The sequence below is a fragment of the Desulfovibrio sp. DV genome (assembly GCF_001936595.1).
Taxonomy (GTDB): Bacteria; Desulfobacterota; Desulfovibrionia; order Desulfovibrionales; family Desulfovibrionaceae; genus Solidesulfovibrio.
In genome coordinates, this window is sequence record NZ_MLBG01000054.1 from 17,795 (window position 1) to 29,906 (window position 12,112).

Annotated in this window: 11 protein-coding genes; 5 read left to right on the forward strand and 6 right to left on the reverse strand. The window is 63.1% G+C overall.

Annotated features, from left to right (window positions below; all coding sequences use genetic code 11):
• The first annotated feature begins 11 nt into the window (after nucleotides 1–11).
• The 3 genes from DVDV_RS12760 (at nucleotide 12) to DVDV_RS12770 (ending at nucleotide 4,028) form a co-directional block, all read left to right on the forward strand.
• Nucleotides 12–1,178: a glycosyltransferase gene (locus tag DVDV_RS12760; protein ID WP_075355034.1), complete on the forward strand. Its 1,167-nt coding sequence runs from the start codon at nucleotides 12–14 to the stop codon at nucleotides 1,176–1,178.
• Between the two features lie 92 nt (nucleotides 1,179–1,270).
• Entirely contained in the window at nucleotides 1,271–2,791 is a 1,521-nt protein-coding gene (locus DVDV_RS12765) for a sigma-54 dependent transcriptional regulator (RefSeq protein ID WP_075355035.1), read from the forward strand.
• Nucleotides 2,792–2,795: 4 nt separating this feature from the next.
• Nucleotides 2,796–4,028 carry a glycosyltransferase family protein gene (locus tag DVDV_RS12770; protein WP_075355036.1) on the forward strand — a complete coding sequence of 411 codons (1,233 nt, stop codon included), beginning with the start codon at nucleotides 2,796–2,798 and terminating at the stop codon, nucleotides 4,026–4,028.
• Here DVDV_RS12770 and DVDV_RS12775 read toward each other — a convergent pair.
• Nucleotides 3,963–4,646 (reverse strand): LysE family translocator, encoded by a 684-nt coding sequence (locus tag DVDV_RS12775; protein ID WP_075355037.1) that lies wholly within the window; start codon nucleotides 4,644–4,646, stop codon nucleotides 3,963–3,965. The genes DVDV_RS12770 and DVDV_RS12775 overlap by 66 nt on opposite strands.
• A gap of 591 nt (nucleotides 4,647–5,237) precedes the next feature.
• On the opposite strand from DVDV_RS12775, the gene DVDV_RS12780 reads away from it, so the two are divergent.
• A complete protein-coding gene (locus DVDV_RS12780) occupies nucleotides 5,238–6,527 on the forward strand; it encodes an Hsp70 family protein (RefSeq protein ID WP_075355038.1) in 1,290 nt (429 codons plus the stop codon).
• 14 nt (nucleotides 6,528–6,541) lie between these two features.
• On the opposite strand, the gene DVDV_RS12785 is transcribed toward DVDV_RS12780, so the two are convergent.
• The 5 genes from DVDV_RS12785 to DVDV_RS12805 all read right to left on the reverse strand — a co-directional run bounded on the left by DVDV_RS12785 (nucleotide 6,542) and on the right by DVDV_RS12805 (nucleotide 10,447).
• Nucleotides 6,542–7,054 carry a DinB family protein gene (locus DVDV_RS12785; RefSeq protein ID WP_075355039.1) on the reverse strand — a complete coding sequence of 171 codons (513 nt, stop codon included), beginning with the start codon at nucleotides 7,052–7,054 and terminating at the stop codon, nucleotides 6,542–6,544.
• Nucleotides 7,055–7,212: 158 nt separating this feature from the next.
• Entirely contained in the window at nucleotides 7,213–7,857 is a 645-nt protein-coding gene (locus DVDV_RS12790) for a cytochrome b/b6 domain-containing protein (RefSeq protein WP_075355040.1), read from the reverse strand.
• Nucleotides 7,854–9,524 (reverse strand): tetrathionate reductase family octaheme c-type cytochrome, encoded by a 1,671-nt coding sequence (locus DVDV_RS12795; protein WP_075355041.1) that lies wholly within the window; start codon nucleotides 9,522–9,524, stop codon nucleotides 7,854–7,856. Before DVDV_RS12795 ends, DVDV_RS12790 begins: the two co-directional genes overlap by 4 nt.
• 297 nt (nucleotides 9,525–9,821) lie before the next feature.
• Nucleotides 9,822–10,058 (reverse strand): glycine zipper domain-containing protein, encoded by a 237-nt coding sequence (locus DVDV_RS12800; protein WP_075355042.1) that lies wholly within the window; start codon nucleotides 10,056–10,058, stop codon nucleotides 9,822–9,824.
• Between the two features lie 14 nt (nucleotides 10,059–10,072).
• Entirely contained in the window at nucleotides 10,073–10,447 is a 375-nt protein-coding gene (locus DVDV_RS12805; RefSeq protein WP_075355043.1) for a hypothetical protein, read from the reverse strand.
• Nucleotides 10,448–10,647: 200 nt separating this feature from the next.
• Here DVDV_RS12805 and bioB point away from each other — a divergent pair, with 200 nt between their 5' ends.
• Complete coding sequence (gene bioB / locus DVDV_RS12810; RefSeq protein ID WP_075355044.1) at nucleotides 10,648–11,646, forward strand: biotin synthase BioB; 999 nt, start codon at nucleotides 10,648–10,650, stop codon at nucleotides 11,644–11,646.
• Nucleotides 11,647–12,112: the final 466 nt, after the last annotated feature.

The window sequence follows — 12,112 nt, forward strand, 5'->3', positions numbered from 1 at the left end:
CCGAGGGATACATGAAACGACCGCTTCGCATCATTGTGGCCGGTTTTGCCGTAGGCTTCCCTCTCGGCGGGCAGGTGTGGATGATGCTCCATTTCGCCGCCGGCCTGGCCCGGCTGGGCCACGAGGTCGTCTTTTTGGAAGACACCTCGGACTGGGCCTATCCCTTTGACCCTGTCCTTGGCTACGCCGGCAGCGACTCCGGCCCGGGCCGGGCCATCGTGGACCGGCTTTTTGCCGACCACGGCCTGGCCGGACGCTGGGCCTACGTCAGCCAGCTTGAGGACCGCGTCTACGGTATGGACCGGGACACCCTCGACCGCCATCTGGCTGCGGCCGATTTCTTCCTCAATGTCTCGGGCGTCATTCCCCTGCGTGAGGAATACTTGCAGATCCCGGTGCGGGCCGTCATCGACACCGACCCTGTCTTCACCCAGGTCAAGGTGGCCGGCAACGCCTGGAATCATGACTACTTCGCCGCCCACCAGACCTGTTTCACCTACGGCTGCAACCTGCCGTCCGGCCAGACCGGCGTGCCGCTGTCCGACATCGACTGGAAGCCGCTTTTGCCGCCGGTGGTGCTCGATTTCTGGCCGCGCGGCCAGGGGCGCGGCACGAACTACACCACCATCGGCACCTGGGAAGCCAAGGACCGGGATGTGGAGGTGGACGGCAAAAAGCTCTCCTGGCGCAAAAACGTCAAATACGAAGCCATCCTCGATCTGCCCGCCCGGCTTCCCGGCCTGCCGCTTGGCCTGGCCATGAGCGGCATGAAGGAAAACGCCGAACGCTACCGGGCTGCCGGCTGGGAAGTGCGCGACGCACTCGAGGTTTCCCGCGATCCCGTGGCCTACCGCGACTATATTCGCGGCTCCCGGGGCGAGTTCACCATTGCCAAGGACCAGAACGTGATCCTGAAAAGCGGCTGGTTTTCCGACCGCACTGCCACCTTCCTGGCCGCCGGCCGGCCGGCCGTGGTGGAAGACACCGGTTTTGGCACCTATCTGCCGACCGGCCAGGGCCTTTTCCCCTTCGAGGGAGCAGACGCCGCCGTCGACGCCCTGCGCCGGGTGGAAGCCGAGCCGCAGCGGGCCGGGGACGCAGCCCGGGCCATTGCCGAAGACTATTTCGACAGCGACAAGGTGCTCACCGGGCTTTTGCGTCAGTGCGGCCTGGTCTGATGCCGGCAACCGGGCAGGGAATTTGCAACGATTGGGGAGAAACCGCGTCCAACCGGTTGAAACCCGTTGGCCTTCGGGCTAGAACCTCGGCGATGGCGGAAAAGACAATACTTTTTGTCGCCCCGGCCCAGGCGGTGACCCAATTTTTCCCCTTCTTCAAGGAAGCCGGGGTAGCCGCCGGTATCGCCGACTCCCTGGCCACAGCCCTGTCCGCCATCCGTAAGTCTCCGCCCTGTATCATTTTTTCCCAGGCCAAGATGGGTGTCTATACCGCCGAAAGCCTGCTGGCCGAAGCGCACAATTTCGCCCCGTTTCCGCCCGTCATCGTCTTCACCGACCGGGGCACGGCCAACGAAGCCGCCCGCTGTCTGGAGCTCGGAGCCCGGGACTACTGGCTCGAACCGCTCACCTGGGAAAAAATACTGGCCATGCTGCCGGATGACGCCCCGGCCAGGGTCGAACCGGTCGCCTCGGCGACCCGGCACGCCGCCCCGCCGGCCACCTCGGGCAAAGGGTTTGCCGTGGTGGGCGAACACCCGGCCATCCGCCGCGTCCTGGCCCTGGCCCGGCAGGTGGCCAAGTCCAAGGCGACCGTGCTCATTTCCGGCGAATCCGGCACCGGTAAGGAGATGTTCGCCCGCTATCTCCATGCCTCTTCCGACCGGGCCGAAGGCCCCTTTGTGGCCATCAACTGCGCCGCCCTGCCCGAACATCTGCTCGAATCCGAGCTTTTCGGCCATGAAAAAGGCTCCTTTACCGGGGCCATTGCCCGCAAGCTCGGCAAGTTCGAGATGGCCAGCGGCGGCACCATCCTGCTCGACGAAATTTCCGAGATGGACCTGGGCCTGCAGGCCAAGCTCCTGCGCGTGCTCCAGGAGAGCGAGTTTGACCGGGTGGGCGGCACGGAAACCGTGCATGTGGACGTGCGCGTCCTGGCCACCACCAACCGGCGCATGGACGAAGCCGTGGCCGAGGGCAAGTTTCGCCAGGATTTGTTCTACCGCTTAAACGTCATCCCGCTCAAGCTACCGCCCCTGCGCGAGCGCGGGGCCGACATCCCGAGGCTGGCCCAGTTTTTCGTGGAGAAATTTCGCAAGGCCTACGGCCTGCCCACCCTGGCCTTTTCCACCGACGCCAAGGAATGGCTCATGGCCTATGACTGGCCCGGCAACGTGCGCGAGCTGCAAAATCTCATGGAACGCGCCGTGCTCCTGGCCGGAGCCGGTCCCATCCGCAAGGCCCATTTCCTGCTCGATCCCGACGTCTGGCCCGGCGAAGGCGGCGATGCCGCCTATGATCCCATGACCGGACCCGGCGAAGAGGGCGAGGCTCCAGGCGTGGCAGTCGAGAGTGCTCCTGCGGCCGGTGTGGCTGCCGGCGCTGCCGACGATCCTTTCGACATGGCCGCCGCCGCCCGCAACCTCGACGAGATGCCCGGCAGCGCGTCCGGCGAGGTGGTGCCGCTCGACGTCATGGAACGCCACATGATCATCAAGAGCCTGGACCGCACCGAGGGCAACCGCACCCAGGCCGCCCAACTCCTGGGCATTTCCGTGCGCACCCTGCGCAACAAGCTAAACGAGTACCGCAAACTCGGCATCGACGTTCCCTGAGCCCATGGCAGCCCCCTCCACCTTCAATATCCTGATGTACTCCCACGACACCTACGGTCTGGGACACTTGCGCCGCACCATGGCCATTGCCGAGCATCTGCGCCATCGGGGAGTCAACATCCTGATCCTCACCGGCTCGCCCCTGGCCGGCCGCTACGAGATTCCCGAAGGCATCGACTACGTGCGCATTCCGGGCATGATCAAGAAGACCAATGAGGAATACCTGCCCCTTTCCATCAAGATCAACGCCCGCCATGCCTTGAATATCCGCCGCAACATCATCGTAGCCACGGCCAAGGCCTTCCAGCCCCATCTTTTCATCGTGGACAAGGCTCCCATGGGCCTTCGCCGCGAGGTGATCCCGACGCTCAAATGGCTCAAGCGCCGCCAGCCGCGCACCCGCACCATCCTCGGGCTTCGCGACATCATGGACGACGCCGCTTCCACCATCCGGGAATGGCGGGAAAAGGGCGTCTACGAGGTCCTTGACCAGTACTATTCCGAGATCTGGGTCTACGGAAACCAGGAACTCTACGACCCGGTGGCCGAATATGAGATCCCGGACAATATCAGCCGCAAAATGGTCTTTACCGGCTACATCCCGCGCCGGGTGCCGGCTCCCCAGGCCATGACCCCCATCCGGCGCGAGGAACGCCTGGGGCTGGCCGAAAAGCTCGTGCTGGTGACCACCGGCGGCGGCGGCGACGGCTATCCGCTCATGGACGCCTATCTGCGCATGTTGGAGGAGGGGGGCGGCCCGGAGCACCGGGTCATCTTCGTCACCGGCCCGTTCATGCCCCGGCCCGAGCGCGAACTGGTGGCCAAGCGCGCCGCCAGGGTCAAGGCCCGGTTCTACCATTTCTACCGGCGCATGGAGACGCTCATGGGGCTGGCCGACGCCATCGTGACCATGGGCGGCTACAACACCACCTGCGAAATCCTCTCCCAGGGCAAACCCTCCCTGGTCGTGCCCCGGGAAGTCCCCCGCCTGGAGCAGCGCATCCGGGCCGAGGTCCTAAGCCGCCAGGGGTTGATCGAATTTCTGCCCTGGGACGAACTCTGCGCCGACGGCATCCGGGAAAAACTCACCCATCTCCTGGCCGATCCGCAGCCCTACAAGGACGCCATGGCCAAGTTTCCCTTCACCGGCCTCAAGATCATTTCCGAGCGCTTAAGCGCCTTTCGCCAGGAAGCCTGCCGCGCCGACGGCGGCATCGACTGCCCGTCCGGCCGCTAGGTCCGTCCCCATCCCGGCGCTCCACAGCGCCCACAGCCCAAAGGCCAGTATCAGCGCCCCGAAGATGCGGCGTATGGTGCGCAGGCGCGTTAACAGCCGGTAGCGCAGCAGCTTGCCGCCAAGAGCGATGGCCGCCCACCAGACCATGGATCCGCCAAAGATTCCGGCCACCACAGCCGCCGCATCCCCGGCCCGGGCCTCGGGCTGCCCCAGGCCGAACCCGGCAAAGATGGCCAAAAAAGCCACCACAGTCATGGGATTGGTCAGCGCCAGCAAAAAGGCTGAGGCAAAGGCCCCGGCATACCCGCCCTCGCGGTCCGGCCGGGACTGGCCCGGCGGCTTGGTCAGCAGCAGGCGCAACCCCATGGCCAGCAGGAAAAGTCCCCCGACGCCCTGGAGCACGGCAGCGTGCTTCGCCAGAAAATCCGACACAAACGTGAGCCCGAAGGCCGCCACCGCCCCATAAAAGGCGTCGGCCGCCGCCGCGCCCATGCCCGAGAGCAGGCCCACCCGCAGCCCCCGGGACATGGCCCGGCCCAGACACAGCATCCCAACCGCTCCAAACGGCATGGCAATGACCGCGCCTATGGTCGCACCCTTGAGAAACAAACCAAGCATGGGCGAGGGATACCGCGTCCCGACGCACCGGATGAAACGCCCCGGCGTCGATTGCACGTCGATGCGGCGACAGAGGCGGCAATGGGGGGAGGGTGAGTGAATGAAGGGAAGAAAAGAGAAGAGGCCTCCGGCGGCCAAAGGGCTGAGCCCTTTGGAATCCCACCTGGGGGGAGTTTGGTTTGACCAGCGCGTTGCCAAGCCGGCGGGCGAAATGTGCGCAGGAAAAAACGAGCCGGCGGCCGGGGAGAAAGGCCAGCCGGGTAGCGGGAAGGGCAGTGAAGCCCCTTTGGCCGGCAACAAGCCGACAGGCAGCAATGCATCTGGTCCGGGCAAATCTGAGGGATGGAAAATCAAGGGTTGATTTCGGGAAGCGTTCGGAGCAGTAGTTGCCCCCCTCGTTTTCTGCGTGGGAGCGGAGCGTTGGGTGAACACCAGCCCGACACGCCCCGGGTGTTGCTTGATGCTCTGAAATAGTATGAAATACCAAAGACTTGAAAGATGCCGTGGGCGGGTCGTCAACGGAATGTTCTTTTTTGAGCGCTGTTCCGGTCTTTGGTCAGACAGTTGGTGCGATACGAATACGGAGAACTTATGTCGTCGGCTCTTGGCATTGACTTTGGGACATCGAATTCTGCTGTCGGTTTTATTAAAAACGGCATCCCTTGCCTTGTCGAATTGGAAGACAAACGACAAACAATTCCAAGCGCCATATTTTATGACACTGAAGAGAATGCAGTGTTGTTTGGCAACGAAGCTATAGAATTTTACGTGAGCGGTTGCGAGGGACGATTTTTGCGATCCCTCAAGAGCATCCTTGGGAGTTCGTTGATCAATGAGTCAACAGAGGTGGGATACAAGAATATCTTGTTTAAAGAGATAATCATTGATTTTATAGCGCACCTGAAAAAGAAGGCCGAAAACGCCGCAGGCCATGCTGTCGAAAGTGTCGTCATGGGGCGGCCTGTCTGGTTCGTCGACGCCGATGAACAGGCTGACATTCTTGCCCAAGCCCATCTTGAAGAAATTGCAAGAAGAGCAGGATTTCAAAATATCATTTTCCAGTATGAACCAATCGCCGCGGCCCTGGATTATGAACAATCGGTAAAGCAGGAAGAGCTTGCCTTGATTGTCGATATAGGCGGCGGAACGTCTGATTTTTCTGTCGTTCGGGTTTCGCCGGACAGCAGGGGAAAGCTCGACAGGAAGCAGGATATCCTTGCCAACGCCGGCGTGCATGTCGGCGGAACCGATTTGGACTTGAAGCTCAGTCTTGAGCAGATAATGCCGCTTTTTGGCTACAAGACGCGGACAAGAAGTCTCTTTCCCGGTGATGCCATATTGGATTTGCCAGCAACCTATTATCGCGAACTGGCGACATGGCACAAGATCGTTTTTCTGTATAACAACCGGGCCTTGCAAAGTGTAAAAAATATTCACTATCATGCCGAGCGGCAGGATCTGGCGGAACGGCTGGTCAGGATTATCCAGAAACAGGAAGGACATCGTCTGGCAGGCGACGTTGAAACAGCGAAAATCATTCTTTCGGAACAGGATACTGCGGCAGTAGCCTTACACTACGTGGAGACGGGGCTTGTGACCTCGGTTTCTCGAAGAATCTTCGAGGGCGATATTGAAAAGGAAAAAGAGAGAATTGTTTCGAAAATTCACGAATGCCTCAAGCAGGCCGGGATTGCTGCTGCAAGCGTGCAGACGCTTTTCATGACCGGCGGCAGTACAGCCATTCCGCTCATAGCAAACGCGTGCAAACATGCGGTTCCTGCGGCGCGTCTTGTTGCCGGGAATCGATTTGGCAGCGTCGGGATGGGGCTTACCATTGACGCGGGATTGAAATTTGGAAACGGGAACAAGGCGATTGGTTGAGCCCCTTCGAAGCCTCACAGTAATGTGGCGTAGGCCCCGGTTTCGCGTTCAAAGCCGAGTAAATCGATATCCGCCGCCTTGATGCCGCACGCGCCGAGCAGGCCGTGCATCTGGCCCCGGTGATGGGTCTGGTGGTTGAAAAAGTGGCCGATGCACAGGCCAAGCGGCAGGGCCATGGGCGTGCCGTCGGTGGTGGTGTAGGCCAGGGTGTCGCCCAGGCTGGCCGGATCGAGGGCGCGGATAAAGGCGATGGTCTGCTCCTCTTCGACAATCCGGGCGGCGGCCAGTGCAGGCAGGGTCGTATAGGGCACGGCGTCCACGGACGGGACAGGCGTCCCCTGGCCGGTGAACCGGACCAGCCACAGCCGGTCGGCCAGCACGAGATGGTTGGCGATGGCCAGAATGGACCCGAAATTGACGGCCGAGGCCGCCGTGAGCTGCTCGTTGGTCAGCTTGTCCAGTTCGGCGGCGAGGCGGGCGTTGGCCCAGCGGTTGTAGAGGGCCTGGGTGAGAAACAGGTTTTTCATACGCACGGCTCCTTGGTCCGTCCCTGGCTCCTGGGCCAAAGGGACAGGTCCAGTGTGGCCTGCGTGCCGGACAATGTCCAGACCGGGAGCCGGTTTTGACGCGGGGGAAAGGGCCGCCCCGGCAGCTTCGGCTCCCGGGGCGGCGGCAGGTGGTGCGGCTAGGCGGTCCGCTTCTCCCAATCTTCAGGCTTCTCGGCCTGGACGTCTTCCCAACCCGTGCACATGGCCTTGATGTGGGCCAGCGGCGTGTGCCCGGTGGTGGTCATGTAAACATGCACCACCAGAAAGGCCAGGATGGCAAATGCGCCGATCAGATGGGCCAGGGCCACGGTCGAAAGGCCAAGCCCGCCAAGGCCCAGGGCGGACCAGTCGTTGTAGAGGTAGTAGAGCAGCCCCGTGACCATCATAAACGGCAGCAGCGCGGCGGCCAGGGCCAAATAGGTCAGGCGTTGGAGCGGATTGTGCTTGGCGTCCGGCGTCTTGGGGCAGGGGTGCGGCTGGCCGAGGAAGATGCCGTAGCCGTAGTAGCGCACGACCTCGAACATTTTCTTCGTCGTCGGCACATACTGCTTCCACTCGCCGGTGGTGGCGATCCAGAAGATGAAGAAGGCGAAGGCCACAAGCCAGGTCACGCCCAGGGCCGAATGGACGGTGACGGCCCGCTTGTAGCCAAGCAGACTGAACGTGCCGTGCACCTCGAAGCCGGTGGCGGCCAGGGCGATGATGAGTGCGGCCTGCAGCCAGTGCCAGAACCGCTCGTAGCGGGTGTAGAGATAGAACTTGCCGTTGGTGTCGTTGCTCATTGTCCCTTCCTCCTGGCGCTTGAAACCATGCGCCCGATGCCGTGGCCGGCGACGGCCAGGATCGCGGCGATAACCGCACCCCAGCCCACCATGGTCACGCCGGCATGGACGTCGCGGCCCGGAATATAGACGCCGGGCAACCCCTTGAGACGCCCCTCGACGCTGTGGCACTGATCGCAGGCCACGACCTTGTCCTTGGGCGCCACCATGTGGGTGATGGGGAAGAAGTATTCCGTCTCCACAAACCCGACCTCGCCGGAAAACGGCAGGTCCACGTACTTCATGCCCGAGACGATGGCCCGTTTCCAGTCGTAGTTGGCCCAGTAGGCCTCGGAATCCTTGGGGCCAAACAGGTGCGGGATGACCAGGGTGGCGTTTGCCGGATCAAAGGGCTGCTTCCCGGTGTGGCGCTTAAACGGCATGATCCGGGACTTGGGATCGTCCGGCGAACCGGCCGGATGATTGAGGGCGAGCCTCTTGGACGGGTCCACCGTGTCGGTCACGAGCATGTTGCTCATGGCCCCGTTAAACCAGTAATAGGCCGGCTCCACATTCTTTTCCCAGACGAAATCGCCCTTCTTGGTGTCGTAGACCGACTTGCCGTAGGGGCCTTCCTTCTTAAACGGCTTGCCGTCGGCGTTCATCCTACCGGCGGTTGACCAGTCCCAGGACATCTTGGTGGGCAGCACCCGGGCAAATTCCGGGATGTGGCAGGTCTGGCAGGCCACCTTGTCGGTGTGGTCGTTGGCCTTGGTGTCGGTCTTGTGGGGCTTTTGGCCATGGCAGGATTCGCAGGCGATCTTGGAGGCCAGATCGGCTTCGGTGAGGCTGATGCGTTCGGGCGCGGCCGGCGAGGTATAAAGCCGCCCGGCAATCTGGTGCTCCTTGGTGGTGTGGCAGCGCTGGCAGGTGAAGTTCAGGCCCTCGGTGTCCATGTGCACGTCGAGGGACTTTTTCGGCATCCCCATGGAACTGTCCAGGTCGCCGTGCTTCACGCCGTCGCCGCCGCCGCCGTAAAAGTGGCAGGCCCCGCAGTTGAGCCGGTCGGGCCGGCCCACCTTGGCCACGATCTTCTTGTAATCCGGCGGCAGATACGTCTTGCCGTCCTCGGGAAAAAGCGTCGGCTCGGTCACCGGATAGCCGGCCTTGGTCGGGAACTTCTCGTAGGTGTGGGTGGTGTCGTGGCAGGCCAGGCAGTCGATGTGGTTTTTGGCCGAAAAGTCGAACGTCTTGTCCTTCCAGCCGTAGCCGATGTGGCATGAGGTGCAGCGCGGCTCATTGGACGGCACGGCGATGCAGAAATTGTTGATGGTCTTGCCGTACTTGCCCATGGACTTGCCGTCGCCGCAGTCCGGGCAGATCCAGGTCCAGTGAATGGAATGCTGGATCTGGTCGGCAGCCATCTGGTGGCAGGACAGGCAGGCGGTGGTCACCTCTTCGGGCTTGGTGAACTCCTTTTGCAGCGCTTCATATTTGGAGTGGTCCGCCGTGGTCCAGCGTGCGCCCGGTGCCTGGGTGGCGCTTCTGGCCAGCCGGCGTCCCGGGGCCTTGTCCGCCTCGTTTTCCGCTGCAGCCGCCCCGAGCAGCCCGGGTGAGGCCGCAAAAAGGAGCGCGGCCACGATGGCCAGACCGCCGATACAAAACCCTGGTCGCGTGCACTGTCGCATGTTCCTCCTCCTTCCCGGTCCGGTTGTGGCGGACAGGGCGGGTGCGCGGCCTGCGAGTGGCCACGCGCCCTGGTTTCGTGATGAACAGCAGGGTTCGTGCCAGATTTGAAACTTTGAAAAATCCTTGCAGAGGCAGGAATTATTGGGAATTTTTTTGATGGTCAGCCGGAAAGATGAATACGGTTCGTCAGGTGCATAAATTGTTGCACAGGTGCTTGTACAACTGTTCAATGGCTGCACAAAAAAAAGCCGGCGACCGAAGCCGCCGGCTGGCATATCCTCTGGACGTTTGGGCGGCTAGTAGCCGCGCTTTTCCTGCTGGTTGCCGATCAGGCCGCCGGCGATGCCGCCAAGGGCTCCGCCGATGCCGGCCCCAATGCCGGCATTGCCGCCGGACAGCGCGCCGATGGCCGCACCGGCCCCGGCGCCCAGGGCCGCGCCGGACAGCGCACCCTGCTGGGTTTTGGTCATATTCGTGCAGCCAAGGCTACCGACCAGGGCCAGTGCCGAGACCGCGATGGATAGGCGTTTCATGGTGCCTCCTTCGGCTAGAGGTTGCCGGCCTTGGGCTTGGCCAACTCATACCACATGACTTCCACCACCGGACGAGCCAGCTTGTCCGGATTGGCCGCATACCACTTGTCGATGGCCGCGACCATTTCGTCGAAATTATAGGCGCTCAGGCCCTTGCACCAGACCGGGATCGTGGTCTTTTTGGGGGGATTGTCGCCCTGCACTTCCTGCTCAAGCTCGATGATGGTGGCCGCACCGATCAAAAACGACTTGCGCTCCTGGGGCGAGGACTTGGTCCAATGCTCGCCGTTGACCACCGGGACCTCATAGTCCGCCGCCAGGGCCGGTACCGCCATGAAAAGGGCCAGAATCAGCCCGCCAAGGAGAAGCCCTAGGGATTTTCGATGCATGAAAGCCTCCTTTTGCAATCCGTCGCTGTCTATTACTCTAAGTCTCCCCGCAACCATGCGCAATATGGTCGGAAGAGCTCATCCAGTTCATGTGTGAAATATGGGAAAATAGCAAGATGCGCCCGCCCGCCCAGGCCCTCCCGGTTCCCGCCCCTTGCCCAAAATGCGCCCCGGGGCTAAGGCCTTCCCCGAGGACGCCTATGCCGATTTTTTCCGCCTTTGCCGACGCCATCGTCCGCCCCCTGCTCGCCGGGGGCCTTTTATCCGACACCGACCGGGATCGCCTGCTGGCCGAACTGCCTCGTGCCGCCGGTCCCGACCTCGACGCCCTGGCCCGGGCCGCCGATGCCGTGCGCCGCGCCCGGGTCGGCAACTCCGTCTCCCTGTGCGCCATCATCAGCGCCAAATCCGGCCGCTGCGGCGAGAACTGCGCCTTTTGCGCCCAGTCCGGCCATCACCAGACCGCCGCACCCGAACACGCCTTCCTCACCCCGCCCGAAATCATCGCCGCCGCCGCCGCCATGCACACCGCCGGCGTGGCCCGCTTCGGCATCGTGGCCTCCGGCAAAGCCCTGCCAGACACCGAACTGGCCCTGGCCGCCACAGCCATCACAGCCATCGCCGCCACCGGCATGGCCCCCGACGCCTCCTTCGGCGTCCTCTCCCGCGATGCCCTGGCCCGGCTCAAAACCGCCGGCATGGCCGCCTACCACCACAACCTCGAAACCTCGCAAGCCTTCTACCCGCACATCTGCACCACCCGCACCTTCGCCGACAATCTCGAAGTGCTCCATACCTGCCGCAGCCTCGGTATCCCCACCTGCTCCGGCGGCCTGTTCGGCCTCGGCGAATCCTGGGCCGACCGGGCCGACCTGGCCCTGACCCTGCTCGACGCCGAAGCCTTCTCCATCCCCGTGAATTTTCTCTCCCCCATCCCCGGCACCCGGCTGGCCAGCCAACCCGTCCTGTCGCGCGACGAAGCCCGGCGTATCGTCATCCTGCTGCGCCTGCTCCTGCCCGACCGCCAGATCCGTATCTGCGGCGGCCGGCCCACCGTCTTCGGCCCGACCACCGACAACCTCGCCCCCCTGGCCGCCGGAGCCGACGGACTCATGGTCGGCGATTACCTGACCACCAGCGGCGCCTCCCTTGAAGACGACAAAACCGGACTCGCCCGCCTGGGCTTCGTAACGCCCTGAAGCGCCGGGGTGTTGCCTGGGTGCTGCCGGGGCGCTGCCCCGGACCCTGCCGGGACGCTGTCCCGGACCCTGCTGGGGCGCTGCCCCAGACCCTGCAAGGGCTCTGCCCTTGACCCGCCGGGGGGGTCACCCCCCCGGACCCCCGGATGGTGCAGGCGGTTGGAAGCGCCGGGGCGGGCGGAGACTTTCAAGATGGGTCCGGAATTTGGGCCGATGATGCCGCCGCTGGCGCGGCAGGCTCATCGGCCCAAATTCCGGACCCAACTCGCTACGGCCCCGAAACGGGGCCGAAATGGTTGGAGCAAGAGCAACAGGATAGAGAGGCAGGGGGTGGGGGGCCAGACCCGGGACGCGCGGCGTCCGCTGGAGATTTTATTTGGGACTGGCCCTGTCTGGTCGTTCTTTCTCCAACCTGCCGGCATCGGCTTTGCGATGCCGAGGGCGAGTTGGGTTCTGGAATCGGGCC